The sequence below is a fragment of the Streptomyces sp. NPDC058326 genome (assembly GCF_042879855.1).
Classification (GTDB): domain Bacteria; phylum Actinomycetota; class Actinomycetes; order Streptomycetales; family Streptomycetaceae; genus Streptomyces.
In genome coordinates, this window is the sequence record NZ_JBHVZO010000002.1 from 254,105 (window position 1) to 278,821 (window position 24,717).

At 71.2% G+C, this 24,717-nt stretch carries 21 protein-coding genes and 1 pseudogene; 9 read left to right on the plus strand and 13 right to left on the minus strand.

Features of this window, described 5'->3' with window-relative positions:
• The first annotated feature begins 101 nt into the window (after window positions 1-101).
• Window positions 102-1,253: a glycerate kinase gene (locus ACFVYX_RS03930; protein ID WP_389679708.1), complete on the plus strand. Its 1,152-nt coding sequence runs from the start codon at window positions 102-104 to the stop codon at window positions 1,251-1,253.
• Between the two features lie 110 nt (window positions 1,254-1,363).
• On the opposite strand, the gene ACFVYX_RS03935 is transcribed toward ACFVYX_RS03930, so the two are convergent.
• Window positions 1,364-2,566 carry a PucR family transcriptional regulator gene (locus ACFVYX_RS03935; protein ID WP_389679709.1) on the minus strand — a complete coding sequence of 401 codons (1,203 nt, stop codon included), beginning with the start codon at window positions 2,564-2,566 and terminating at the stop codon, window positions 1,364-1,366.
• Window positions 2,567-2,762: 196 nt separating this feature from the next.
• On the opposite strand from ACFVYX_RS03935, the gene ACFVYX_RS03940 reads away from it, so the two are divergent.
• The 6 genes from ACFVYX_RS03940 to ACFVYX_RS03965 all read left to right on the plus strand — a co-directional run bounded on the left by ACFVYX_RS03940 (window position 2,763) and on the right by ACFVYX_RS03965 (window position 8,728).
• Window positions 2,763-3,581, plus strand: coding sequence for an ABC transporter ATP-binding protein (locus ACFVYX_RS03940; protein ID WP_389679710.1), 819 nt, complete (start codon window positions 2,763-2,765; stop codon window positions 3,579-3,581).
• Window positions 3,578-4,387, plus strand: a complete 810-nt coding sequence (locus ACFVYX_RS03945) for an ABC transporter ATP-binding protein (RefSeq protein WP_389679711.1) — start codon at window positions 3,578-3,580, stop codon at window positions 4,385-4,387. Before ACFVYX_RS03940 ends, ACFVYX_RS03945 begins: the two co-directional genes overlap by 4 nt.
• A complete protein-coding gene (locus tag ACFVYX_RS03950; protein ID WP_389679712.1) occupies window positions 4,384-5,274 on the plus strand; it encodes a branched-chain amino acid ABC transporter permease in 891 nt (296 codons plus the stop codon). The genes ACFVYX_RS03945 and ACFVYX_RS03950 overlap by 4 nt, the downstream gene beginning before the upstream one ends.
• Window positions 5,267-6,391, plus strand: coding sequence for a branched-chain amino acid ABC transporter permease (locus ACFVYX_RS03955; protein WP_389679713.1), 1,125 nt, complete (start codon window positions 5,267-5,269; stop codon window positions 6,389-6,391). The genes ACFVYX_RS03950 and ACFVYX_RS03955 overlap by 8 nt, the downstream gene beginning before the upstream one ends.
• Window positions 6,388-7,653, plus strand: a complete 1,266-nt coding sequence (locus ACFVYX_RS03960) for an ABC transporter substrate-binding protein (protein ID WP_389679714.1) — start codon at window positions 6,388-6,390, stop codon at window positions 7,651-7,653. Before ACFVYX_RS03955 ends, ACFVYX_RS03960 begins: the two co-directional genes overlap by 4 nt.
• Window positions 7,654-7,717: 64 nt before the next feature.
• A complete protein-coding gene (locus tag ACFVYX_RS03965) occupies window positions 7,718-8,728 on the plus strand; it encodes a GNAT family N-acetyltransferase (RefSeq protein ID WP_389679715.1) in 1,011 nt (336 codons plus the stop codon).
• Between the two features lie 70 nt (window positions 8,729-8,798).
• Here the strand turns inward: ACFVYX_RS03965 and pssA are convergent, their stop codons facing one another.
• From pssA to ACFVYX_RS04010, 9 genes are all read right to left on the minus strand, one after another.
• Window positions 8,799-9,671, minus strand: a complete 873-nt coding sequence (gene pssA / locus ACFVYX_RS03970) for a CDP-diacylglycerol--serine O-phosphatidyltransferase (protein ID WP_389680037.1) — start codon at window positions 9,669-9,671, stop codon at window positions 8,799-8,801.
• On the minus strand, window positions 9,664-10,320 hold the full coding sequence (locus tag ACFVYX_RS03975) for a phosphatidylserine decarboxylase (RefSeq protein ID WP_389679716.1): 657 nt from the start codon (window positions 10,318-10,320) through the stop codon (window positions 9,664-9,666). Before ACFVYX_RS03975 ends, pssA begins: the two co-directional genes overlap by 8 nt.
• A gap of 169 nt (window positions 10,321-10,489) precedes the next feature.
• Window positions 10,490-11,695 carry an acyl-CoA dehydrogenase family protein gene (locus ACFVYX_RS03980; protein ID WP_356889543.1) on the minus strand — a complete coding sequence of 402 codons (1,206 nt, stop codon included), beginning with the start codon at window positions 11,693-11,695 and terminating at the stop codon, window positions 10,490-10,492.
• Between the two features lie 2 nt (window positions 11,696-11,697).
• Complete coding sequence (locus ACFVYX_RS03985; protein ID WP_056562929.1) at window positions 11,698-12,210, minus strand: MaoC family dehydratase; 513 nt, start codon at window positions 12,208-12,210, stop codon at window positions 11,698-11,700.
• A 5-nt stretch (window positions 12,211-12,215) separates the two neighbouring features.
• Window positions 12,216-13,181, minus strand: a complete 966-nt coding sequence (locus ACFVYX_RS03990) for an HpcH/HpaI aldolase/citrate lyase family protein (RefSeq protein WP_389679717.1) — start codon at window positions 13,179-13,181, stop codon at window positions 12,216-12,218.
• A complete protein-coding gene (locus ACFVYX_RS03995; RefSeq protein WP_389679718.1) occupies window positions 13,178-15,190 on the minus strand; it encodes a protein meaA in 2,013 nt (670 codons plus the stop codon). The genes ACFVYX_RS03990 and ACFVYX_RS03995 overlap by 4 nt, the downstream gene beginning before the upstream one ends.
• Before the next feature lie 14 nt (window positions 15,191-15,204).
• Window positions 15,205-16,542 (minus strand): crotonyl-CoA carboxylase/reductase, encoded by a 1,338-nt coding sequence (gene ccrA / locus ACFVYX_RS04000; protein ID WP_389679719.1) that lies wholly within the window; start codon window positions 16,540-16,542, stop codon window positions 15,205-15,207.
• Window positions 16,543-16,953: 411 nt separating this feature from the next.
• Window positions 16,954-17,790: a TetR family transcriptional regulator gene (locus tag ACFVYX_RS04005; RefSeq protein WP_389679720.1), complete on the minus strand. Its 837-nt coding sequence runs from the start codon at window positions 17,788-17,790 to the stop codon at window positions 16,954-16,956.
• 97 nt (window positions 17,791-17,887) lie between these two features.
• Window positions 17,888-19,669, minus strand: coding sequence for a 3-hydroxyacyl-CoA dehydrogenase family protein (locus tag ACFVYX_RS04010; protein ID WP_389679722.1), 1,782 nt, complete (start codon window positions 19,667-19,669; stop codon window positions 17,888-17,890).
• 337 nt (window positions 19,670-20,006) lie between these two features.
• On the opposite strand from ACFVYX_RS04010, the gene ACFVYX_RS04015 reads away from it, so the two are divergent.
• Entirely contained in the window at window positions 20,007-20,612 is a 606-nt protein-coding gene (locus tag ACFVYX_RS04015) for a HEAT repeat domain-containing protein (RefSeq protein ID WP_389679723.1), read from the plus strand.
• A 100-nt stretch (window positions 20,613-20,712) separates the two neighbouring features.
• On the opposite strand, the pseudogene ACFVYX_RS04020 reads toward ACFVYX_RS04015, so the two are convergent.
• From ACFVYX_RS04020 to ACFVYX_RS04030, 3 genes and pseudogenes are all read right to left on the minus strand, one after another.
• Window positions 20,713-21,111: pseudogene (locus tag ACFVYX_RS04020) on the minus strand (RidA family protein); the annotation flags it as partial.
• Window positions 21,112-21,190: 79 nt separating this feature from the next.
• Window positions 21,191-22,903, minus strand: coding sequence for an alpha/beta hydrolase (locus tag ACFVYX_RS04025; RefSeq protein WP_389679724.1), 1,713 nt, complete (start codon window positions 22,901-22,903; stop codon window positions 21,191-21,193).
• A 127-nt stretch (window positions 22,904-23,030) separates the two neighbouring features.
• Window positions 23,031-24,062, minus strand: a complete 1,032-nt coding sequence (locus ACFVYX_RS04030) for an Rv2578c family radical SAM protein (protein WP_389679725.1) — start codon at window positions 24,060-24,062, stop codon at window positions 23,031-23,033.
• Window positions 24,063-24,231: 169 nt separating this feature from the next.
• Between ACFVYX_RS04030 and ACFVYX_RS04035 the strand changes: the two genes are divergently transcribed.
• A complete protein-coding gene (locus ACFVYX_RS04035; RefSeq protein ID WP_365780064.1) occupies window positions 24,232-24,675 on the plus strand; it encodes an SRPBCC family protein in 444 nt (147 codons plus the stop codon).
• The last annotated feature ends 42 nt before the right edge of the window (window positions 24,676-24,717 follow it).

Below are 24,717 nucleotides of genomic sequence, written 5' to 3' on the forward strand. Positions count from 1 at the left end.
ATGGTGCGGCATATCGTCTTATCCGGGGGTGGCACGCCGTCCGGGGGTACGGATAGGGTCGGCCTCGGCGCGACTGCACGTTCGAAAGCAAGGGATGCAAGGTGACGGACGGAGCAGCAACTCGGGTCGCTCACGTACTCGTGGCGGCCGACAAGTTCAAGGGTTCGCTCACGGCCGTACAGGTCGCGGAGCGGGTCACAGCAGGACTGCGACGGGTCATCCCCGAGCTCACGGTGGAGACGCTGCCCGTCGCGGACGGCGGCGACGGCACCGTCGCGGCAGCCGTCGCGGCCGGATTCGAACGCCGCGAGGTCCAGGTGACGGGACCGCTCGGCGAACCGGTCACCGCGGCCTTCGCGCTGCGCGGCACCACCGCCGTCGTCGAGATGGCCGAGGCCTCCGGCCTCCAGCTACTCCCGCCCGGCGTGTTCGCCCCGCTGACCGCGACGACGTACGGCTCCGGCGAACTGCTCCGCGCGGCGCTCGACGCGGGCGCCACCACCGTCGTCTTCGGCGTCGGCGGCAGCGCCACCACCGACGGCGGCGCCGGCATGCTCGCCGCGCTCGGCGCCCGCTTCCTCGACGCGTCCGGCGCGCCCGTGGGCCCCGGCGGCGCGGCCCTCGCCGACCTGGCCACCGCCGACCTCACCGGGCTCGACCCCCGCTTCGGCTCCGTCGACCTGATCCTCGCGAGCGACGTCGACAACCCGCTCACCGGTCCCAAGGGCGCCCCCGCCGTCTACGGACCCCAGAAGGGCGCCACCCCGGACGACGTCCGCACCCTGGACGCGGCCCTCGCCCACTTCGCCACCGTCCTGGAGAAGGCCATCGGCCCCAAGGCCGCCGAGGCGGCTCTCGCCCCGGGCGCGGGCGGCGCGGGCGGCATCGGCTACGGCGCGCTCATCCTGGGCGCGAGCTTCCGCCCCGGCATCGAGCTGATGCTGGAGGTCCTCGGCTTCGCCCCCGCCCTGGAGCGCGCCACCCTGGTCATCACCGGCGAGGGGTCCCTCGACGAGCAGACCCTCCACGGCAAGGCCCCGGCGGGCGTCGCCGCGGCGGCCCGCGCGGCCGGCAAGGAGGTCGTCGCGGTCTGCGGCCGGCTGGCTCTGCCCCCCGAGGCCCTGGGCACCGCCGGCATCCGCCGCGCGTACCCCCTCACGGCGCTCGAGCCCGACCCGGCGACGTCGATGGCGAACGCGGGCCCGCTCCTGGAGGAAGTGTCGTCGCACATCGCGCGAGACTTCCTGACGTAGCACCGCCGTCCACGCCCGCCGCCCTCGTTGTGGGCATTCGTCCCGCCCAGCGGGACGATCGCCCACACGGGGCCGAGGGGGTGGGGAGAGCCACACGCGGGGGCCGGTCCTCAACCTCCCGACGCCGTCAGGCGGAACGCGTCCAGGGCCAAGGTCATCTCCGTCAGGTCCCGCGGCCGGGACAGCGACCGCGACGTCAGCTGCTCAAGCCGCCGCAGCCGGTTGAAGACCGTGTTCCGATGGCAGTACAGCCGCCCCGCCGCCCGCCCCGCCGACCCCTCGCAGTCCAGCCACGCGTCCAGCGTCTCCAGGAGCACCGCCCGGTCCGCCGGATCGAGTTCGAGCAGGCCGCCCAGGACGTCCGAGACCAGCAGGCTCGCCATCTCCGGCTGGCCCACCACCAGCGCGCCCGCCATCCGCCGGTCGAGCCGCACGATCTGCCGGCTGCCCGGCGGGCAGGTCCGCAGGGCCAGTTCCGCGAGCCGCCGCGCCCGGCCGAGCTCGGTGAGGCCCACCACCACCGGACTGATCCCGCCCGGCCCGGGGCACCGCCCGTCGAGGAGCTCCGACAGCGCGTCGAGACCGGTGTCGCCGGCGAGCGCCACCACCCCCAGCTCGCAGTCCGCGCCCATCCGCCACAGGAACCGCACGCCCTCGCCCTGCACCTGCCGGTGGAACGGCTCGCGCTCCTCCCGCCGGTCGTAGCGCAGCACCACCACCGCGTACCGCCCCTGCTCCGGCAGATCGAGGCCCGCCGCCGCCCGCGACACCAGCTCGGGCGACCGCTGACCCTGGAGCAGCGCGTCCAGGAGCGCCTGGAGCTGCTCGTCGGTCCTGCGGCGCAGCTCAAGCTCCGTCTCCCGGTAGGCCTCCGACGCGGTGTCCGCCTGCGCGTCCACCGCCGACCACACCGTGGTCGCCGACTGCATCAGCGCCGCGAGCTGCGCCGTGTCCGACCCGGCGCCGTCGATCAGCGCGTCCCAGACCAGATGCCCCGCGTGCCGGTACGCGTGCACGACGAGTTCCAGCGGCATGCCCTGCGCGGCCCGTCGCCGGCCCATCTCGTCCGCGTGCTCCAGGTCCCTCCGGGGCGAGTTGCGGGGCGCCGAGATCATCTCGATCCCGATCCGCATCGCCTCGTGGGCCTCCTGCCAGTGCTGGTCGTACGGAAGAATCCGCCCGTAGGCGGGCTCGTAGGCGTGAAGTTCCCTCAGATGCTCGTCCACCAGCTCCGGCACCCGCTCCAGAAGCGCCGTGCACGCCTGCGCGAGCATCTTCCAGTCGTCGCCGGTCCGCCGTCTGCGCCGTCCCATGCCGGGAGGATCCACCGCCCCGGCCCCCTCCGCACAGCCCTGACGCGCACTGTTGTGCGCATGCACAGCCCGCCGCCGTCCCCGCTGGTCACCGGCAGCGTTTCGGCCGCGGAACGTGGACGCGCGGTCGGGCGCGGTGTTGGGGTGAGCGCCACTGAACGGCCGAGTAACAAGCGAGGCCGGGGAAAGGGGAACCATGGGAGGTACCGCACCCGCCCTCGAGGTGACGGACCTGACGGCGGGATACGGCCCGGTGCGCGCGCTGCGGCGGGTGTCGTTGACCGTGCCGGCGGGCGAGGTCGTCACCGTCCTCGGCGGCAACGGCGCAGGGAAGTCCACACTGCTGCGGGCGGTCTCGCGCACCCTGCGGTTCCACGGCGGTGCCGTGGTCTCCGGCGCGGTGAGCCGGGACGGCAGGCCGCTCGACGGGCTGCCGCCGGACCGGGTCGTCGCGGCCGGTGTCTCCCAGGTTCCCGAGGGCCGCCAGGTCTTCGCCCGGATGACGGTCGAGGACAACCTGCGGGCCGGCGCCCTCGGGGGGCGCGGCAACCGGGCGGCGAAGGCCGACGCCCTCCGCCGCGTCCACGAGCTGTTCCCGGTCCTCGCCGAACGCGCCCGGCAGCAGGCCGGACTGCTCTCCGGCGGCGAGCAGCAGATGCTGGCCGTCGGCCGCGCCCTGATGGCCGGACCCGACCTGCTGCTCCTGGACGAGCCCTCGCTCGGCCTCGCCCCGCTGATGGCCGCCCGGATCGCGGACGCGATCCGCGAGATCAACGCCCAGGGCACCGCGGTGCTCCTCGTCGAGCAGAACGCGGCGCTCGCCCTGCGGCTCGCCTCCCGCGCGTACGTCCTGGAGGTCGGCGAGGTCACCCTCTCCGGTCCTGCCGCCGAACTCGCCGCCTCCGACGAGGTACGACGGCGCTATCTGGGCGTGGTCGACGAGGACGCCGCCGCCGACGCGGACCGCGCCCGCACCACACACCCGGTCCTGTCCCGCTGGGAGGAGACCCGATGACCGACGCACCCGCGACTCCCACGGCCGCGCCGGACGTCCCCGCACTCGTCGTCGAGGGCCTGACCGTCCGCTTCGCCGGACTCACCGCCCTCGACGGTGTCGGCTTCACCGTCCGGCCCGGCACCGTGCACGCCCTCATCGGGCCGAACGGCGCCGGCAAGTCCACCTGCTTCAACGTGCTCTCCGGCGTCTACCGGGCCACCGAGGGCTCCGTCCGCCTCGGCCCGCACGAGCTGACCGAACTGCCCCCGCACCGGATCGCGGACCTCGGCGTCGGCCGGATCTTCCAGAACCTGGCCCTGCCGCCGCGCGCCACCGTCGAGGACAGCCTGATGCTCGGCCGCCACCGGCTGACCCGCACCGGCTTCGTCGCCGCGGGGCTCCGGCTTCCGTCCGCCGCCCGCGAGGAGGCGCGCCACCGCGCCAGGGTCCGGGAGATCGCCGCCTTCGTCGGCCTGGAGGATCAGCTCGCCAAGCCCGCGGGCTCGCTGCCGTACGGACAGCAGAAACTCGCCGAACTCGCCCGCGCCCTCTGCATGGAGCCGAAGCTGCTGCTGCTCGACGAGCCCGTCGCCGGCATGACCGCCGACGAGCGGGTCCGTACCGCTTCGGTCATCGCGGGCGTCCGCGACAGCCTCGGCATCTCGGTCCTCCTCGTCGAGCACGACATGGGCCTGGTGATGCGGCTCGCCGACTCCGTCACCGTCCTCGACTTCGGCCGCCGCATCGCCGACGGGGCACCCGCCGCCGTCCAGAACGACCCGGCGGTCGTCCGCGCCTACCTCGGAGAGGAGTCCGCCGCGTGAGCACCTTCGCCGAGTTCCTGATCAACGGCATCTCACTGGGCTCGATCTACGCCCTCATCGCCCTCGGCTTCGTGATCATCTTCCGTGCCACCGAGGTCGTGAACTTCGCCCACGCCTCCCTCCTCCTGGCCGGCGGTTACGTCACCGCCGTGCTCCACGACGAGATCGGCTTCTGGCCCGCCCTGCTCGCGGGCATCGCGGGCGCGGCCGTCGTCGGCGCGGCTGTCGAGTTCCTCGTCATGCGCCGCCACCGGGGCGGTGACCACAGTGTCCTCGCGATCGTCACCATCGGCGTCGACATCCTGCTCGCCACCGAACTGACCCGCAGGATCGGCACCGACATCCTCGCCCTGGGCGACCCCTGGGGCGACGCCGTCGTCACCGTCGGCCCGGTCACGATCGCGGAGACCCGGATCGCCGCCCTGCTCGCCGCGGCCCTCCTCATCACCGCCTTCCTGCTCGCCTTCCGGTACACCTCCTGGGGCGTCGCCATGCGGGCCGCCGCCGAGAACCAGGAGACCGCCGCCCTCATGGGCATCCGGCTCGGCCGGGTCTCGCTCGGCGCCTGGGCGGTCGCCGGCGGTCTCGCCGCCGTCGCCGCGCTCTTCCTGACCGTCTTCCCGACACCGGGCCTGGAGCGGGCCACGTCGCTCGCCGCGCTCAAGGCCTTCCCCGCCGCCATCCTCGGCGGCCTCGACTCCACGACGGGCGCCCTCGTCGGCGGTCTCCTCGTCGGCGTCACCGAGTCCCTCGCCACCGGCTACCAGGGCGACCTCGCGTTCCTCGGCCGGGGGATCGGCGACCTCGCCCCCTACCTCGTCATGGTCGCGGTGCTCCTGATCCGCCCGGCCGGACTCTTCGGCACGAAGGAGCTGGCCCGTGTCTGAGACCCTCGCCAGGAGCGGCCTCCGGGTCCGTACCCCCGCGGTGTACGGGTGGGCCGCCGCCGGCCTCGTCCTCGTCGTCCTCCCCTTCTACCTGGACCGCTTCTGGCTCCAGGCGGGCCTGTTCGCGATGGCCGCCGCCCTCGGCGCGATCGGCATCAACCTGCTGACCGGCGCCACCGGGCAGCTCTCCATGGGGCACGCCTTCTTCCTCGCCGTCGGCGCGTACGGCTACTGCGCCTTCGCCGGTGACGGCGCCGACGGGCTCGCCGGGCTCGGACTGCCCGGCTGGCTCGCCGCCGTCCTGGCGGTCGCCCTCTCGGGTGTGGCGGGCGGGGTGTTCAGCCCCATCGCGGGACGGCTCCGCGGCGCGTACCTCGGCATCGCCACCCTCGCGCTGATCTTCATCGGGCAGCATGTGCTCTTCAACGCCCATGACCTCACCGGCGGCTACAACGGCCGTGCCGTCCCCCCGCTCAGCCTCTTCGGTCTCACCTTCGACGACAGCGAACTCCTGATCGCGCAGGTCCCGTTCGGGGCGGTCGAGAAGCTCTGGTACCTCGGTCTCGTGCTGCTCCTCGCCGGAGTGGTCTTCGCCCGCGGTGTCCTGCGGGGCCGCCCGGGCCGTGCGATGAACGCCATCCGGGACCACCGGATCGCCGCGGGCGTGATGGGCATCCCGGTGGCCCGCTACCGCGCCGCCGTCTTCGTCCTCTCCTCCATGTACGCGGGCCTGGCGGGCGTCCTGCTCGCCCTGGTCTTCCAGCGCACGGTGCCCGAGTACTTCGGCATGGCGCTCTCCCTCGAGTACCTGGCCATGATCGTCATCGGCGGTCTCGGCTCGGTCGCCGGCGCGGTGGCCGGAGGCGTCTTCGTGTCCCTCCTGCCGCAGCTCCTCAACCGGTACAGCGACGCCCTCCCGCTGGTCTCCGCCCCGGGGACGGGCGGGATCGCACCGGGGGAGGCCTCCCGCTACCTGTACGGCGCCGCCGTCGTCGCGGTGGTGCTGTTCCTGCCCGGAGGCCTGGCCCGGCTCGCCGCCCGCAGGCCCGGCAAATCCAAGAACCCCACATCCAAGAGCCCCACACCCACCACCGAACCCTCTGGGGAGACACGATGAACCACAGCAGACAGGCCGTGCGGGGCCTGGCCGCCGCGCTCGCCGCACTGGTCGCCCTCACCGCCGCCGGATGCAGCTCCAAGGCCAAGACCGGCGACGGCAAGCAGACCGACGCGGGCGGGGTGAAGACGGGCGAGGGCGTCACCGACAAGACGATCTCGCTCGGCGCGCTCACCGACATGACCGGCGTGTACGCCACCCTCGGCAAGAGCGTCACCCAGGCCCAGCAGCTGTACGTGAAGCAGGTCAACGCCGCCGGCGGGATCTGCGGCCGGCAGCTGGAGCTGACGGTCCGCGACCACGGCTACGACCCGCAGAAGGCGCTCGCCGCCTACACCGAGCTGGAGCCGAAGGTCGTCGGCTACGCCCAGTTCATCGGCTCGCCGTTCGTCGCCGCCGTCAAGCCCCGGGTGGACGGCCAGGACAAGGGCCTCGTCCTCCCGCAGGCCTGGTCGGCCTCGCTGCTCGGCTCCCCGTACATCCGCGTCCTCGGTGCCACGTACGACGTCGAGACCATCAACGCCGTCGACTTCCTGGTGAAGGAGAAGGGCCTGAAGACGGGCGACAAGCTCGGCCACGTCTACTTCGAGGGCGACTACGGCGAGAACGCGCTCAAGGGCTCGAAGTACGCGGCGGAGAAGGCGGGCCTCACCGTCGTCGAGCAGAAGATCAAGCCGACCGACAACGACATGTCGGCGCAGGTCGCGGCGCTCAAGCAGGCCGGGGTCAAGGCCATCGTCATCAGCGCGGGCCCCCGCCAGGCCGCCTCCCTCGTCGGTGTCGCCGCCGCCACCGGCCTCAAGGTCCCGGTCGTCGGCAACAACTCGGCCTTCGCCCCTCAGCTCCTCGGCACCCAGGCGGGACCCGCCCTGGAGAAGATGTACTGGTTCGCCTCCCCGAGCCTCCCCATCGGCGCCGACACCCCGACCGCGAAGAAGCTGGTCGCGGAGTACAAGGCCGCCTACCCGAGCGACGCCCTCGACAACGGCATCGTCGCTGGCTGGACGGCGGCGAGCGTCTTCGGCGAGGCCCTGAAGAAGGCCTGCGCGGACAAGGACCTCACCCGTGACGGCGTCGGCAAGGCGCTCCTCACCCTGACGGCACACGACGCCGGCTTCGGCATGAGCCACGACCTCGGCGATCCGAAGGCACCCTCGTCCCGCGAGTCCGTCATCATCCAGCCGGACAAGACCGTCCCCGGCGGTATGCGCACGGTCCGGCAGCCCTTCGTCTCGGACGCCGCGAAGGCCTACACCCCCTGATCGACCCCGCTGGACCCGGGCCGGGCTTCACACACGTGAAACAACACGGTGTGAAGCTCGGCCCATGAACGTGATGATCGAGGAGAACCGCTCCCACCCGCGCCTTCCTGAGCTCCTTGCGGCCTACCACCTGATCAACCAGGCGGGGAAGGGGACGCCCGTGGCGACGGCAGCCGGGCTCCCGGCCGCATACCGCGCCGAGACCGAGGACCCGGCCGCCGCCTTCGTCGCCGACACGGTCCTGCTCGCCACCCCGCCCGGCGGAGACCTCCCGGCCGGCTGCGTCGTCCTCAAGGCCCCGCAGGAGGGCCGGGCGCCCGAGATCAAGCGGCTCTGGGTGGCCCCCGAGGCCCGCCGCAAGGGGATCGCGAAGGCCCTCATGACCGAGGCCCTGCGCCGGGCGGCCGCCGCCGGCGCCTCCGCCGTACGCCTCACGGTCTGGAACGGGCGGGAGGAGCCGCTGGCCCTCTACCGGGGCCTCGGCTTCGAGACCGTCGCCTCCTGGGACGACCGCCCGGACCTGCTCTGTCTGCAGAAGCCCCTCGGGACGGCCGACCGCGTCGAACGCCTCACCGCCGAGGAGGTACGGGCCCACGCCCCCGCCGGTCTCGCCGCGCTCCTCGTCGACGCCGTCGAGGGCGGCGCCTCCGTCGGCTTCCTGGCGCCCCTGGAGACCGCCGAGGCGGCCGCCTGGTGGACCCGCGTCGCCACGGAGACCGCGGAGGGCGCCCGGGACGTCTGGGCGGCGCACGCCCCCGACGGGCGTCTGACGGGCGTCGTCACCCTCGTACGCGGCTCCACCGCCAACGGCCGGCACCGCGGCGAGATCGCCCGGCTCCTGGTGCGTCGCGACGCCCGGGGCAGGGGCCTCGGGTACCGCCTGCTCGCGGCGGCCGAGGCCCACGCCGCCGCCACCGGTCTCAGCCTGCTCGTCCTGGACACCCAGACCGACAGCCCGGCCGAGCGCCTCTACCGGGGAGCGGGCTGGACGGCCGCCGGAACGATCCCCGACTTCGCCGCCGACCCGGCGGGCGTCCCGCGCCCCACCACGCTCTACTACAAGCGCCTCGGCTAGACAGGCCCCAGGGCACGCGGAAGGGCCCCGGAGGCGTCTCGCCTCCGGGGCCCTTCTCGTACAGCGTCCGCTACGGCAGCTGGGCCGCCCGCGCCTCCCGGCTCTCACGCCGGTTGCCGCGGAAGGTGTTCACCCGACGGGCCGTCGCGAAGAGGGGGATCACGGCGCCCATCACGACCTGCAGCGCGCAGCCGGCCTGGAGCAGGAACGCGCCGCCCGGGGCGTCGAACGCCCAGGCCGCCAGCATGCCCATCGCTCCGACGATCCAGCTGAGCATCGCCACCGCGAGGATGCCCCGCGGCTTCGGGTACTCGACCCGGCTCACCATCAGCCAGGCGACACCGATGATCGCGAGCAGCGTCGGGACGAACGGCAGCTCGAGGAGCACGATCGAGACGACCGTCAGCGCGCCGAAGGGGCTCGGCATGCCCTGGAACATGCCGTCCTTCATGGTCACGCAGGAGAATCTCGCGAGCCGCAGCACCACCGCGAGCAGCACCGCGACCGCGGCCACCGCCGAGACCTTCTGCTGCGCGCCGTCCGGGACCGCGACCATCCCGTACACAAGTACGAAGTAGGCCGGGGCCAGACCGAAGCTGATCAGGTCCGACAGGTTGTCGAGCTCGGCGCCCATCGGGGACGAGCGCAGCTTGCGCGCCACGATGCCGTCGAAGAGGTCGAAGATCGCCGCGGCGAGCATGAGGATCACGGCGGTGGCGGCGCTGTTGCGCGCCATGCCGGTCTCGGCGCTGCCCGTGAGGTGCGGGATGAGGATTCCGGTGGTGGTGAAGTACACCGCCATGAATCCACAGGTGGCGTTACCGAGCGTGAGGGCGTCCGCTATGGACAGCCTCAGCGACAACGGCATCTCCTCGGCCTCGTCGGCCGCGTCCGCATCGGTGCCGGCGACCCAGTCGGCGGCCCGTGTGTCGGGATCAATCACGGTCAATGCGAGTCACCCCCGCTGTGGTGACCTGACCGACCTCGACGTCGACCTCGACACCCTCGGGGAGGTAGATGTCGACGCGTGAACCGAAGCGGATCAGACCGATGCGGTCACCCTGCTCGACCTTCGTCCCCTGCGGGATGTACGGCACGATGCGCCGGGCGACGGCACCCGCGATCTGCACCATCTCGATGTCGCCGAGCTCGGTGTCGAAGTGCCAGACAACGCGCTCGTTGTTCTCGCTCTCCTTGTTGAACGCCGGGACGAACCCGCCGGGGATGTGCTCCACGGACGTCACGGTGCCGGCCAGCGGCGCCCGGTTGACGTGGACGTTCAGCGGGCTCATGAAGATGGCGACCCGGGTGCGTCCGTCCTTCCACGGCATGATGCTCTGCACCACACCGTCGGCGGGGGAGATGACCCGGCCCTGAGCGATCTCACGCTCGGGATCGCGGAAGAACCACAGCATGCCGGCCGCGAGAGCGGTGGTCGGCACGGCGATGGCCGCGGCCCGCCTCGACTTGCGCGCGCGCACGAGACTGAGCGCCGCGGTGGCGACGGTCGGCAGAAGCCACGGCGATGCTCCGCGCGCGAGGCGTACGCCCGTGAGGCTGTCGCGGTGTGCAGAGGTTTGGCTGTGGGGCATGGATGACCTTCGTAGCGGATGATGCCGCACTGGCAACGGGGGACGGCGGCTTTCCCGCGATGTTATCGGTTGCGGGGCGCAACTGGGTAAGCCAGGAACCGAGTCGACGGCCGGAAGACGAACACAGGGTGTGATCTTCTTCGCGGCCGAAACGACTCAAAGCCGACAATCACCCCTGGAAACGGTACTCCTCGAGGAGCCGGCGACCAATGATCATTTTCTGGATCTCGGCGGTACCTTCACCGATGAGCAGCATCGGAGCCTCACGGTAGAGGCGCTCGATCTCGTACTCCTTGGAGAACCCGTACCCGCCGTGGATACGGAAGGCATCCTCCACGACTTCCTTGCAGTATTCGGAGGCGAGGTACTTCGCCATCCCTGCTTCGAGGTCGTTTCGTTCCCCGGAGTCCTTTTTGCGTGCTGCGTTCACCATCATGGCATGCGCGGCCTCGACCTTGGTAGCCATCTCGGCCAGCTTGAACTGGATCGCCTGGTGCTGGGCGATCGGCTTGCCGAAAGTGTGACGTTGCTGGGCATACGAGACGCCCAGCTCGAAGGCACGCTGAGCGACGCCACAGCCACGCGCCGCCACGTTGACGCGGCCCACCTCGACGCCGTCCATCATTTGGTAAAACCCTCGGCCGGTGGTGCCGCCGAGGACCCGATTGGCCGGAATGCGCAGTCCGTCCATGATGAGTTCGGTCGTGTCGACGCCCTTGTAACCCATCTTGTCGATCTTCCCGGGGATGGTGAGGCCGGGGCGGACCTCTCCGAAGCCGGGCTCCTTCTCGACGAGGAAGGTCGTCATCGACTTGTGGGGGGCGGTGCCCTCCGGGTGTCCTTCGTCACTTCGGACGAGAACGGCGACCAGCGTTGACGTTCCGCCGTTCGTCAGCCACATCTTCTGACCGTTGAGGACGTACTCGTCGCCGTCCTTGACCGCCTTCGACGTGATGGCCGACACGTCCGAGCCGAGCGCCGGCTCCGACATCGAGAACGCGCCACGCGTCTCGCCGGCCGCCATCCGCGGAAGGAAGTACTCCTTCTGCTCCTGCGTGCCGTGCTGCTTCAGCATGTACGCCACGATGAAGTGCGTGTTGATGATGCCGGAGACCGACATCCAGCCGCGGGCGATCTCCTCCACGCACAGCGCGTAGGTGAGGAGCGACTCACCCAGACCCCCGTACTCCTCGGGGATCATCAGACCGAAGACGCCGAGCTCCTTGAGCCCGTCGACGATCTGCTGCGGGTACTCGTCGCGGTGCTCCAGCTCCGTCGCGACCGGGATGATCTCCTTGTCGACGAAGTCCCGGACAGTGGCGAGGATCTCCTGCTGGACATCGGTCAGACCGTGGGTCTGGGCGAGACGCGCCATGGCTACTTCCCCTGTTCCTTGAGCTGGGGGCGGCCGGGCTGCTCGCCGCCGCGCTCCTTGATGTACGTCTCGGTGGGGACCATCACCTTGCGGCGGAAGACGCACACGAGGGTGCCGTCCTGCTTGTAGCCCTTGGTCTCGACGTAGACGATGCCGCGGTCGTTCTTCGACTTCGACGGGGTCTTGTCGAGGACCGTGGTCTCGCCGTAGATCGTGTCGCCGTGGAAGGTCGGCGCCACGTGCCGCAGCGACTCGATCTCCAGGTTGGCGATGGCCTTGCCGGAGACGTCCGGCACGGACATGCCGAGCAGCAGCGAGTAGATGTAGTTGCCGACGACGACGTTCTTGCCGAAGTCCGTCGTGTTCTCGGCGTAGTTCACATCCATGTGCAGCGGATGGTGGTTCATCGTCAGCAGACAGAAGAGGTGGTCGTCGTACTCGGTGACCGTCTTCCCGGGCCAGTGCTTGTAGACGGCACCGATCTCGAACTCTTCGTAGGTACGGCCGAACTGCATGGGACTCAGGCCTCCGGGATCTCGAACTTGCTGGTGCGCTGCATGCCGGCGGCGCGGCCCTTGCCGGAGATGACCAGGGCCATCTTGCGGGAGGCCTCGTCGATCATCTCGTCGCCGAGCATCGCGGAGCCCTTCTTCCCGCCGGCCTCGGACGTGTAGTAGTCGTACGCGTCGAGGATCAGCTCGGCGTGGTCGAAGTCCTCCTGCGAGGGCGAGAAGATCTCGTTCGCGGCGGCGACCTGGTCCGGGTGCAGCACCCACTTGCCGTCGAAACCGAGGGCGGCGGCGCGCTGAGCGACCGCCTTGTAGCCCTCCTGGTTGCGGATCTGGAGGTAGGGGCCGTCGATCGCCTGGAGGTTGTTGGCGCGGGCGGCCATCAGGATGGCCATCAGGATGTAGTGGTACGCGTCGGCGCCGTAGCCGGGCGGCTGCTCGCCGACGACCAGCGACTTCATGTTGATGGAGGCCATGAAGTCGGCCGGGCCGAAGATGATCGTCTCGACCCGCGGGGAGGCCTGCGCGATCGCGTTGACGTTGTTGAGGCCCTGGGCGTTCTCGATCTGCGCCTCGATGCCGATCTTGCCGACCTCGAAGCCCATCGTCTTCTCGATCTGCGTGAGCAGCAGGTCGAGCGCCACGATCTGCTGGGCGTCCTGGACCTTCGGCAGCATGATGCAGTCGAGGTTCTGGCCGGCGCCCTCGACGACCGTGACGACGTCACGGTACGTCCAGTGGGTCGTCCAGTCGTTGACCCGCACGACCCGGGTCTTGCCGGTCCAGTCGCCCTCGTTGAGGAACTTCACGATGGTGTGCCGGGCCTCGGGCTTGGCCAGCGGCGCGCACGCGTCCTCAAGGTCGAGGAAGACCTGGTCGGCGGCGAGGCCCTGGGCCTTCTCGAGGAAGCGCGGGTTGGAACCGGGTACCGCCAGGCAGGAGCGGCGGGGGCGGAGCCGGTTCACGGGGCTGGTCATGCGGGAACCTCCAGGGGGTCGAGCTTGTTCGCTGTCCGGATCTCGTCGACGATACGGCCGATGATCTCCGTGATACCGAAGTCCTTCGGTGTGAAGACGGCGGCCACACCCGCCCGCTTCAGTTCTGCGGCGTCGGCGTTGGGGATGATCCCGCCGACGATGACCGGAACGTCGGTCGCGCCCGCCTCGCGGAGGCGGTCGAGGACGTCCGGGACCAGCTCGGCGTGCGAGCCGGAGAGGATCGAGAGACCGACGCAGTGCACGTCCTCGGCGAGGGCCGCGTTCACGATCTGCTCGGGGGTCAGCCGGATGCCCTGGTAGACCACCTCGAAACCGGCGTCACGCGCGCGTACGGCGATCTGCTCGGCCCCGTTGGAGTGTCCGTCGAGCCCCGGCTTGCCGACGAGCAGCCGCAGCCGCCCGCAGCCCAGCTCCTCGGCGGTCCGCGCCACCTTCTCCCGTACGAGAGCCAGCGGGGTGCCCGCCTCCGCCGTCACGGCGACCGGAGCGGAGGACACGCCCGTGGGGGCGCGGAACTCGCCGAAGACGTCCCGCAGCGCCCAGGACCACTCCCCGGTCGTGACGCCCGCACGCGCGCACTCCAGGGTGGCGGCGAAGAGGTTGCCGTCGCCGGCAGCCGTCGCCTTCAGCTTCGCCAGGGACTCCTGGGCGCGGGTCTCGTCGCGGTTGTCGCGCCACTCGTGGAGGGCGGCGACGACGCGCGCCTCGTTCGCCGGGTCCACCGTCATGATGGCGGTGTCCAGATCGGCGGTGAGGGGGTTCTCCTCGGTCGCCTGGAAGATGTTGACGCCGATGATCTTCTCGTCGCCCGCCTCGATCCGGGCGCGCCGCTCGGCGTGCGAGGAGACCAGCTGCGACTTGAGGTAGCCGGACTCGACGGCGGCCATCGCGCCGCCCATCTCCTGGATCCGCCCGATCTCGGCCAGGCACTCCTCGACGAGCGACTCGACCTTGGCCTCGATGACGTGCGAGCCGGCGAAGATGTCCTCGTACTCCAGGAGGTCGGACTCGTGGGCGAGGACCTGCTGGATGCGGAGCGACCACTGCTGGTCCCAGGGCCGGGGCAGACCGAGCGCCTCGTTCCAGGCGGGGAGCTGCACGGCACGCGCGCGGGCGTCCTTGGAGAGGGTGACGGCCAGCATCTCCAGGACGATCCGCTGGACGTTGTTCTCCGGCTGGGCCTCGGTCAGACCGAGCGAGTTGACCTGCACGCCGTAGCGGAACCGGCGCTGCTTCTCGTTCTCGATGCCGTACCGCTCGCGGGTGATCTTGTCCCAGATGCGGCCGAAGGCGCGCATCTTGCACATCTCCTCGATGAAGCGGACGCCCGCGTTCACGAAGAAGGAGATACGGGCGACGACCTCGCCGAAGCGGTCCGCCGGGACCTGCCCGGAGTCCCGTACCGCGTCGAGCACCGCGATCGCGGTGGACATCGCGTACGAGATCTCCTGGACCGGGGTCGCCCCCGCCTCCTGCAGGTGGTAGCTGCAGATGTTGATCGGGTTCCACTTCGGGATGCTGTTCACCGTGTAGGTGATCATGTCCGTCGTGAGGCGGAGGGAGGGGCCGGGCGGGAAGACGTGCGTCCCGCGCGACAGGTACTCCTTCACGATGTCGTTCTGGGTGGTGCCCTGGAGCCGGGTGACGTCCGCGCCCTGCTCCTCCGCGACCACCTGGTAGAGCGCCAGGAGCCACATCGCCGTGGCGTTGATGGTCATCGAGGTGTTCATCTGGTCCAGGGGGATGTCCTGGAACAGCCGCCGCATGTCACCGAGGTGCGAGACGGGGACACCGACCCGGCCGACCTCGCCGCGCGCGAGGATGTGGTCGGGGTCGTACCCGGTCTGCGTCGGCAGGTCGAACGCGACCGAGAGTCCGGTCTGACCCTTGGCGAGGTTGCGCCGGTACAGCTCGTTGGACGCCTCGGCGGTCGAGTGACCGGCGTACGTCCGCATGAGCCACGGCCGGTCCTTCTGGCGCTCAGTCATCTATGGTCCCGGGCTCAGATGTTGCGGAAGCGGTTGATGGCGTCGATGTGCTTCTCGCGCATCTCCGGGTCGCGCACACCCAGGCCCTCCTGGGGCGCGAGGGCGAGGACGCCGACCTTGCCCTGGTGCAGGTTGCGGTGCACGTCGTAGGCGGCCTGGCCGGTCTCCTCCAGGGAGTAGACCTTCGACAGGGTCGGGTGGATCTTGCCCTTGGCGATGAGGCGGTTGGCCTCCCACGCCTCGCGGTAGTTCGCGAAGTGCGAGCCGATGATCCGCTTCAGCGACATCCACAGGTAGCGGTTGTCGTACTCGTGCATGTAGCCGGAGGTCGAGGCGCAGGTGGTGATCGTGCCGCCCTTGCGGGTGACGTACACGGAGGCGCCGAAGGTCTCGCGGCCGGGGTGCTCGAAGACGATGTCGATGTCCTCGCCGCCGGTCAGCTCGCGGATCTTCGAGCCGAAGCGCTTCCACTCCTTCGGGTCCTGGGTGTGCTCGTCCTTCCAGAACTTGTAGCCCTCGGCGTTGCGGTCGATGACCGCGTCCGCGCCCATCGCCCGGCAGATGTCGGCCTTCTCGGGGGAGGAGACGACACAGATCGGGTTGGCGCCGCCGGCCAGCGCGAACTGGGTGGCGTACGAGCCGAGTCCGCCGCTCGCGCCCCAGATCAGGACGTTGTCGCCCTGCTTCATGCCGGCGCCGTTGCGGGAGACCAGCTGGCGGTACGCGGTGGAGTTGACGAGACCGGGGGAGGCCGCCTCCTCCCAGCTCAGGTGGCCGGGCTTCGGCATCAGCTGGTTCGACTTGACGAGGGCGATCTCGGCCAGGCCGCCGAAGTTGGTCTCGAAGCCCCAGATGCGCTGCTCGGGGTCGAGCATCGTGTCGTTGTGGCCGTCCGAGGACTCCAGCTCGACCGAGAGGCAGTGCGCGACGACCTCGTCGCCCGGCTTCCACGAGTTCACGCCGGGGCCGGTGCGCAGCACGACGCCCGCGAGGTCGGAGCCGATGATGTGGTACGGGAGGTCGTGGCGCTTGCTGAGGTCGCTGAGCCGCCCGTAGCGCTCCAGGAAGCCGAAGGTCGACACCGGCTCGAAGATCGAGGTCCAGACCGAGTTGTAGTTGACGGAGCTGGCCATGACGGCGACCAGGGCCTCGCCCGGGCCGAGCTCGGGCAGCGGCACGTCGTCGAGGTGGAGCGACTTGCGCGGGTCCTTGTCACGGCTGGCGAGCCCGGCGAACATCTCCGTCTCGTCCTTGTGGACGGTGACGGCCCGGTACGACTCGGGGAGCGAGATGTTCGCGAAGTCGGCGGACGTGGAGTCCGACGACTGGATCGCGTCCAGGATGTCCTTCACGGGTGTGCCTCCGGCGGTGCGGCGTCCGAGGGGGACGCGCTGAGGGTCTCGTCTTGGGTGCTGCTGTGGAGGTGTGCCGTCGGTTCGGCGGGTGGAGCGGCTGCGCCTGGTGAGCGCGGTGGTGCCCCGAGGGGCGGGTGCCTGTGACGCAGGCGTCCGGGCGCACATTCACGATCGCCTGTGGGGACAGCCGGCGCACGAGGAGACCTCTGCGCGCCGGCCGCCCGGACACCCTCAACGTATGGCACGCCGTGTCACGTGACAAGGCACTGCGTGCCAACAATTTCACTCATGTGCAATCTGCCGGTCACATGTGAGCGATGATCGATCGAAGGAGGGGTGAAAACGGACGAAGGCCGCCCCCGGTGAGGGGGGCGGCCTTCGTCGTGGGCAGGGATTGTGGGCGGACGGTCAGCTCTTCCGCAGGGCCTGCTGAATCGTGCGCATGACCTCGTCCAGGGGCGCGTCCGTACGGGCCACGGCGACCACCACGTCGCCCTCCGTGGAGGCCATGGCGAGAGGGGCCGGGGCGGCCGGCTGCGAGGCGGTGGCGGGCCGGGCGCCTATGCCCGAGCCGAAGGTCTCCCGGACGATCGCGAAGGCGTGGTCCAGCTGGGTCTCCACGTCGCCCTGGCCGCCCGCCCGCAGCCAGCGGCGCAGGACGTGGTTGTGGGCCGTGACGACCGCCGACGCCGCCACCTCCGCGAGCAGCGGGTCGTCGTTTCCGTCGTGGTGGTCCCGCTCGTCGAAGTGCCCGAGGAGATAGCGGGTGAACAGACGCTCGTAGCGGGCCACCGAGGCGATCTCCCGCTCCCGCAGCGTCGGCACCTCACGGGTGAGCCGGTACCGCTCCACGGAGACCGCGGGCGACCCCGCGTACATCTTCATGACTTCCTTGATGCCCCGGCACACCGTGTCGAGCGGGTGCTCGTGCGGCGGCGCCGCGTTCAGCACCGCCTCCGCCCGCACCAGCGTGTCGTCGTGGTCGGGGAAGATCGCCTCTTCCTTGGAGCGGAAGTGCCGGAAGAAGGTCCGCCGCGCGACCCCGGCCGTGGCCGCGATCTCGTCGACCGTCGTGGCCTCGTACCCCTTGGTCGCGAAGAGCTCCATCGCGGCCGCGGCGAGCTCCCGGCGCATCTTGAGCCGCTGGGCGGCGGCGCGAGTACCGGCCGCGCTCTCCGGAGCGTCGGTCGGCAAGGTGGCACGGGGTGTCTTCGCGGCCTTGGGCATGGTCCGAACGTACTGCATCGGAGGGACAGTGTGCCCAGGTGGGGGCGGGGAACCCCCCGGGACACCGACGGTGCCCGGGGAGCTCAGCAGACCACCCCAGCCGGCCGCTCCGGGCTCAGCGTCGGGCATATTCGCGGAAGCCGCGCCCCGTCTTGCGGCCCAGGCAGCCGGCGGCCACCAGGTGCTCGAGGAGCGGGGCGGGGGCGAGGCCCGGGTCGCGGAACTCGCGGTGCAGCACCTGCTCGATCGCGAGCGAGACGTCCAGACCGACCACGTCGAGCAGCTCGAACGGGCCCATGGGGTACCCGCCGCCCAGCTTCATCGCCGCGTCGATGTCGTCCAGGGTCGCGTAGTGCTCCTGGACCATCTTGATCGCGTTGTTCAGGTAGGGGAAGAGCAGCGCGTTCACGATGAAACCGGCCCGGTCGCCGCAGTCCACCGGGTGCTTGCGGATCTTCGTGGTGACCTCGCGCACGGTCGCGTGCACGTCGTCGCCGGTCAGGACCGTGCGGACGATCTCGACCAGCTTCATCGCGGGCGCCGGGTTGAAGAAGTGCATCCCGATGACGTCCTGCGGGCGCGAGGTGGCGCGGGCGCAGGCCACGACCGGCAGCGAGGAGGTCGTGGTGGCGAGCACCGCGCCCGGCTTGCAGATCTTGTCGAGCCGCGCGAACAGCTCCTGCTTGATCTCCAGGTCCTCGGCGACCGCCTCGACGGCCAGGTCGACCTCGGCGAAGGCGTCGAGCGTGCCCGCCGCGGTGATCAGGGCCAGCGTCGTGTCGCGCGCCTCGGCCGTCATCCGGCCCTTGTCGACCGAACGGGCAAGGGACTTGGCGATACGGGCCTTGGCGGTGTCGGCCTTCTCCTGGGAGCGGGCGGCGAGCACGACCTCGTACCCGGCCTTGGCGAAGACCTCGGCGATGCCGGAGGCCATGGTGCCCGAGCCGGCGACGCCCACCGAGCGGACCTCGCGGCCGGCGGCGGCCTCCGCGGAGCCGAGCGGGGTCAGCGCGTCCCGCACCACCTCGCCGGAGCCCGGCTCCGCGTACGTGTAGAAGCCGCGGCCCGTCTTGCGGCCGGTCAGACCGGCCTCGCTGAGCTGCTTGAGGATCGGGGCCGGGGCGTGCAGCCGGTCGTGCGAGTCCGCGTACATGGCCTCGAGGACCGTACGGGCCGTGTCGACGCCGATCAGGTCGAGCAGCGCGAGCGGACCCATCGGAAGCCCGCAGCCGAGCCTCATCGCCGCGTCGATGTCCTCACGGGAGGCGTACTTGGCCTCGTACATGGCGGCGGCCTGGTTCAGGTAGCCGAAGAGCAGACCGTCCGCGATGAAACCGGCCCGGTCGCCGACCGCCACCGGCTCCTTGCCGAGGTCATGGGCCAACCGGGTGACGGCGTCGACGGCCCGCGGGTCGGTCAGCACGGAGGAGACGACCTCGACCAGCTTCATGGCCTGGACCGGGGTGAAGAAGTGGAGACCGAGGACCCGCTCCGGGTGCGCCGAGTCGGCGGCGAGCCGGGTCACGGAGAGCGCGTTGGTACCGGTCGCCAGGACGGCGTCGGGCCGGACGATGCCGTCGAGGGCCCGGAAGACCTCCTGCTTCGCCTCGTACGACTCGGGCACGACCTCGATCACGAGGTCGGCGTCGGCGGCCGCCTGGAGGTCGGAGAAGGTACGGAAGCGGGCCAGGACGTCCTGCCGCTCCTCCTCGGTGATCCGCTCGCGGGCCACCGCTCGGGCGGTGGAGGCCTCCAGGGCGGCGACGGCCTGGGCGGCGGCGGTGTCGCTGATGTCGATGCCGATGACCTCGCGGCCGGCGCGGGCCAGGACATCGGCGATACCGGTGCCCATGGTGCCGAGACCGACGACGGCGATGGTGGAGAGAGGGGTGTCCATCAGGGGACTCCAGAGAGGAAGAGTGACGACTGAGGGCAGTACGTGAGGGTGGTGCCGCTGAATTCGCGCGGAGAGAAGCGCGAAAGGGGGAAGCGGGAGAACACGCGGGGAAGACCCTGGAAAAGCAGGGCGGTGCCCGGTGAAAGGGCGACGGACTCTGTCCCGGAGCCACGTCGAACTGCCGAACCGACGTACGCCCACCACGGCTGCGTCACCAGGCCGTCGTGGGAAGTGCGGGGGGTGCCCCGCTCACCTGAGACTAACTGGCCGGTAACGAGCGCGCCAGTCCCGGGAAGTTGAGGAAGATGTGATCTGTATCGCGGATAGGCTCGGATTCATGGAATACGCCGAGGATCCGGAATTCTGCTCGATGATCGATCGATTGCGGGACGAGATCGAGAATGACTCCGGAGAGGTCCCCGCCGCATTCGAACGGCTCGCGCGAACCGCCGACCCCGAGGAACTGCACAGCGTCCTCACCGCACCCGCGCAACCCCTCTGGGCCCGCGAGATCGCCGCCTACACGCTCGGCGTCGCGGGCGACCCGCGCGCCTTCGAGGCGCTCGTCCTGCTCCTCAACCACCGCGACCCCGAGCGCTGCGTCACCGCCGCCCACGCCCTGACCCGGCTCGCCGACCCGCGCACCGCCCGCGCCGCCGCCGCCCTCGCCACCAACGAACTCCGCGCCGCCTACGCCCTGCTGCCGGTCCGGCTGCTCGCCGCCCTCCGCGCCCCCGAGTCCGTCCCGGCCCTGATCACCGTCCTCGAACGGCGCCTTCCCGCCGACGACCCCCACTGGCGGGTCGGCCTCGCCTGCGTCGAAGGACTCGGGGCCCTCGGCGATCCGCGGGCGCGTCCCGTCCTGGAAGCGGCGCTCCCGCACCCCCGGCTCGGCGCGGCGGCCGAGCGGTCCCTGACCCGGCTCGCCGCGGCCGCCGGCTAGGCAGCGGGCAGGCGGGTCAACGGAGCAGGCGCAGACCCGCCCCGGCGCCGTCGGCCGGACCGGGCTCCGGTGAACGCTCCGGGCTCCGCTCCGTCCTTCGCTCAGGCACGAGGGCGAACGCCTCGATCTCCAGGAGCAGTTCGGGGCGGACGAGCGCCGACACCTGCACCGCCGAACTCGCCGGCAGCGGCTTCCCCGCGAAGTGCTCGTCCCGCGCGTCCCGCACCGCCGGGAGATGGGCGACGTCCGTGACGAAGTACGTCAGCTTCACCACGTCCTCGAAACCGGCGCCCGCCGCGGCGAGGCAACGTGCCAGGTTCTCGAAGACCTGCCGGGCCTGCGCCACCGCGTCGCCCTCCCCGACCACCCCGCCGGACGCGTCGAGCGCGCACTGGCCGGATATGGCGACGAAGCGGCCCGTCCCCCATACGACGTGGCTGTACTGGGGGCTGGCGGCGACGCCGTCGGGGGCCGGGACGTGGGTGAGGTGGCTCGTCATGACGGACATCCTCGCGCACGCCACTGACAGTGCCCGCGTCCCCAGGGGCGCGGGCACTGCCGACGGGTGTACGGCGAGGTCAGCGCTCGTGACCGAGGAGCCCGTGCAGGGTGCCGCCGGCGGCCTCGGCGCGCAGGGCGGCGGCGCGGTCGACGGCCTTCCGCGCCGGGTCCTGTCCCGCCTTCCCCGCCAGGTCCTGTCCCGCCGTCCGCGCCGCGTTCTGCTCTGCCTTCCTGCCCGTCCTCTGCCCCGTCCCGGCCCCGGCCGGGGCGACGGGGTCCGGCTCCGGCTCCGGGAGCGCGGCACAGACCGCGTCGACCTCCGCGTCGTCCTCGCCGCGCGGGACCTTGCCCGTGGCGAGGTACTCCGCGAGGTGCCCGTCCATGCAGTCGTTGCCGCCGAGCGTCACCCCGTGGTTCCCGCCGCCCTCCTCGACCACCAGGCTGGAGCCGCGCATCAGGCGGTGCAGGGCGACCCCGCCCTCGTACGGCGTCGCCGCGTCGTCCGTGGCCTGGAGGATCAGCACGGGCGGTACCTGGTCGTTGGCGACGTCCGGCGGAGTGAGCGAGTCCACCGGCCAGAACGCGCACGGCGCGTTGTACCAGGCGTTGTTCCAGGTGGAGAAGGGCGCCTTGGCGTGCACGTCCCAGCTGTCCTTGCGCCAGACGTTCCAGTCGCGGGGCCAGGCCGCGTCCCGGCACTGCACGCTGGTGTAGACCGAGTAGCCGTTGTCGCTGGCGGCGTCGGCCTCCCCGTACCGCTCGTACGCCTCCGTCAGCGGCACCGCGTCCGCGTCGTTGACGTACGAGGAGAACGCGCTCGCGAGGCGGGGCCAGTAGCCGTTGTAGTACCCGCCGGGCAGGAAGGTGTCCTCCAGCTCGCCCGGACCGACCTTCCCGCCGGCCGGGGCGGTGCGCAGCGCGTCGCGCATCCGGTACCAGGCCGCCTCGACAGCCGCCGGGTCGGTGCCCAGCTTGTACACGGCGTCCTGCCGGGCCACCCAGGCCATGAAGTCCTTGTGGCGGGTGTCGAAGGCGTAGTCCTGCGCGATGTTGTCCTCGTACCAGACGCCGAGCGGGTTGACGACGGAGTCCAGGGCCATGCGCCGCACCCGGTCGGGGTGGAGCCGCGCGTACACGGCGCCCAGATAGGTCCCGTACGAGTAGCCGAGGTAGTTGATCTTCGGCGCGTCGAGGGCGCGGCGGATGAGGTCCAGGTCCCGCGCGGTGCTCACGGTGTCGATGTACGGCAGCACGTCCGCGTACTTCTTGCCGCAGGCCGCGGCGAAGGCCTGGGCGCGCTCGACCGCGGCCCGCTCGCTCGCGGCGCCGTTCGGCACCGAGTCCGGCCGGACCGGATCGAAGTGGCCGGGCCGGCAGTCGAGCGCCGGCTCGCTCTTGCCGACCCCGCGCGGGTCGAAGCCGATGACGTCGTACTCGGCGGCCACCTTCGGGGGCAGCGAGGCCGCGACGTACCCGGCCATTCCGCGCCCGCTGCCACCGGGCCCGCCCGGGTTCACGAGCAGCGGCCCCTGGAACTTCTCGGCGGTGTGCTGGATCCGGGTGAGGGCCAGCGTGACGGTCCGGCCGGCCGGGTCGTCGTGGTTGAGGGGGACCTTCAGGGTGGCGCACTGGAGCTTCGGGTACGCCTTCGTGGCGCAGCCGGTCCAGGCGAGCGGGGGGAGCGGTCGGGGGGCCGGTTCACCGGCGCCCGCGGGGGCGGCGGGCAGGACGGTCACCGTCCCGGCGACCAGCGCTCCTGCGGCGATCAGCATTCCTGCGCGTGGGGTCATAGGGCGTTTGTGTCCCGAACGGGCCTCGGCGGGACCCTTTTCGCCGAGAGTTGACCCGAACGGAGGGGAATCCGACGGCGTGTCAGGTGACTGGTCCGATGATCGGAAGACGTCGTGGGGGCGGTGGTCAGAGGAGGGTGAGCTGCTCGGGGGCCGCCTCCGCCTCCGGTTCCTCCGGTGCGGGTGTCCGGCGCGAGGCTCCCCGGTGCGCGGGTCCGATGCCGAACTCGGCGGCGAGTTCGTGCACCTGACGGGTGATCCGGCGCTGATACCAGGTCGGCGCGTAGGCCCCGTCCGCGTACATCCGCTCGTACCGCCGCACCAGACCGGGGTGGTGGCGCCGCAGCCACTGCATGAACCACTCGCGGGCGCCCGGCCTCAGATGCAGCACGAGCGGGGTGACCGAGCTCGCCCCGGCCTCGGCTATCGCCCGGACCGTGTCCCGCAGCTGCTCGGGGCGGTCGCCGAGGAAGGGGACGACGGGGGCCATCAGGACCCCGCAGTCGATGCCGTGCTCGCCGAGCGTGCGGACCACGTCGAGACGGCGCTGCGGGGACGGGGTGCCGGGTTCGACCGTGCGCCAGAGCTCCTGGTCGGTGAAGCCGACGGAGACGGAGATGCCGACCTCGGTGACGCGGGCCGCCTCGGTCAGGAGCTCCAGATCGCGCAGGATCAGGGTCCCCTTGGTGAGGATCGAGAACGGGTTCGCGTGGTCCCGCAGGGCGGTGAGGATGCCCGGCATCAGGCGGTAGCGGCCTTCGGCCCGCTGGTAGCAGTCCACGTTGGTGCCCATGGCGACGTGCGCGCCCTGCCAGCGGGGGGAGGCGAGCTGGCGGGCCAGCACCTCGGGGGCGTTGATCTTGACGACGATCTGGGAGTCGAACCCGAGCCCGGTGTCGAGGTCGAGATAGCTGTGGGTCTTGCGGGCGAAGCAGTACACACAGGCGTGCGTGCAGCCCCGGTACGGGTTGACCGTCCATTCGAACGGCATGCGGGAGGCGCCCGGCACCCGGTTGAGGATCGAGCGGGCGCGGACCTCGTGGAAGGTGATGCCCCGGAACTCGGGGGTGTCGAAGGTGCGGGTGGTGACCGCGTCCGTGCCGAACAGCGCGATGTCCGCGGGAGCGGCAGGGGTGTCGCCCAGATTGTCCCAGCGCATGGACGCCTCCTCGATGGCTCTGCCTCGGCTCCGCTTCGACTCCGCGTCGGCCGTTCGACCAGAATAGAACACATGTTCCCTTGATCGTCGCAACCCGGATTTCGCACGCCGGAGCCCTCGTGGTTCTCTTGGCCCACACCCCTGAGGAACCACGAGCTGGAGGAAGTCAATGGCGCAGGTCGAGGCCACGACGGAACGAATCATCGCCGCCGACGCGGAGACGGTGTTCGACGCGCTGGCCGACTACAGCGGCACGCGCGCGAAGGTGCTCCCCGAGCACTTCAGCGAGTACGAGGTGCGCGAGGGCGGTGACGGCGAGGGCACCCTCGTCCACTGGAAGCTCCAGGCCACCAGCAAGCGCGTCCGCGACTGCCTCCTGGAGGTCACCGAGCCCACCGACGGGCAGCTCGTCGAGAAGGACCGCAACTCCTCCATGGTCACCACCTGGACCGTGACCCCCGCGGGCGAGGGCAAGTCCCGTGCCGTCGTCACCACCGTCTGGGACGGCGCCGGCGGTGTCGGAGGCTTCTTCGAGCGGACCTTCGCACCCAAGGGCCTGGGCCGGATCTACGACGCGCTGCTCGCCAAGCTGGCGGACGAGGTCGAGAAGTAACGCCCGAAGCGTTCACCGATTCGAGTGGATCGCCCGTGCCCC

Coding starts and splice junctions, on each gene's coding strand:
- ACFVYX_RS03935 (WP_389679709.1), bottom strand. CDS start 2,566: ATGGGACGGCGCAGACGGCGGACCGGCGACGACTGGAAGATGCTCGCG.
- ACFVYX_RS03940 (WP_389679710.1), top strand. CDS start 2,763: ATGGGAGGTACCGCACCCGCCCTCGAGGTGACGGACCTGACGGCGGGA.
- ACFVYX_RS03945 (WP_389679711.1), top strand. CDS start 3,578: ATGACCGACGCACCCGCGACTCCCACGGCCGCGCCGGACGTCCCCGCA.
- ACFVYX_RS03960 (WP_389679714.1), top strand. CDS start 6,388: ATGAACCACAGCAGACAGGCCGTGCGGGGCCTGGCCGCCGCGCTCGCC.
- ACFVYX_RS03965 (WP_389679715.1), top strand. CDS start 7,718: ATGAACGTGATGATCGAGGAGAACCGCTCCCACCCGCGCCTTCCTGAG.
- ACFVYX_RS03975 (WP_389679716.1), bottom strand. CDS start 10,320: ATGCCCCACAGCCAAACCTCTGCACACCGCGACAGCCTCACGGGCGTA.
- ACFVYX_RS03980 (WP_356889543.1), bottom strand. CDS start 11,695: ATGGCGCGTCTCGCCCAGACCCACGGTCTGACCGATGTCCAGCAGGAG.
- ACFVYX_RS03985 (WP_056562929.1), bottom strand. CDS start 12,210: ATGCAGTTCGGCCGTACCTACGAAGAGTTCGAGATCGGTGCCGTCTAC.
- ACFVYX_RS03990 (WP_389679717.1), bottom strand. CDS start 13,181: ATGACCAGCCCCGTGAACCGGCTCCGCCCCCGCCGCTCCTGCCTGGCG.
- ACFVYX_RS03995 (WP_389679718.1), bottom strand. CDS start 15,190: ATGACTGAGCGCCAGAAGGACCGGCCGTGGCTCATGCGGACGTACGCC.
- ACFVYX_RS04005 (WP_389679720.1), bottom strand. CDS start 17,790: ATGCAGTACGTTCGGACCATGCCCAAGGCCGCGAAGACACCCCGTGCC.
- ACFVYX_RS04010 (WP_389679722.1), bottom strand. CDS start 19,669: ATGGACACCCCTCTCTCCACCATCGCCGTCGTCGGTCTCGGCACCATG.
- ACFVYX_RS04015 (WP_389679723.1), top strand. CDS start 20,007: ATGGAATACGCCGAGGATCCGGAATTCTGCTCGATGATCGATCGATTG.
- ACFVYX_RS04025 (WP_389679724.1), bottom strand. CDS start 22,903: ATGACCCCACGCGCAGGAATGCTGATCGCCGCAGGAGCGCTGGTCGCC.
- ACFVYX_RS04030 (WP_389679725.1), bottom strand. CDS start 24,062: ATGCGCTGGGACAATCTGGGCGACACCCCTGCCGCTCCCGCGGACATC.
- ACFVYX_RS04035 (WP_365780064.1), top strand. CDS start 24,232: ATGGCGCAGGTCGAGGCCACGACGGAACGAATCATCGCCGCCGACGCG.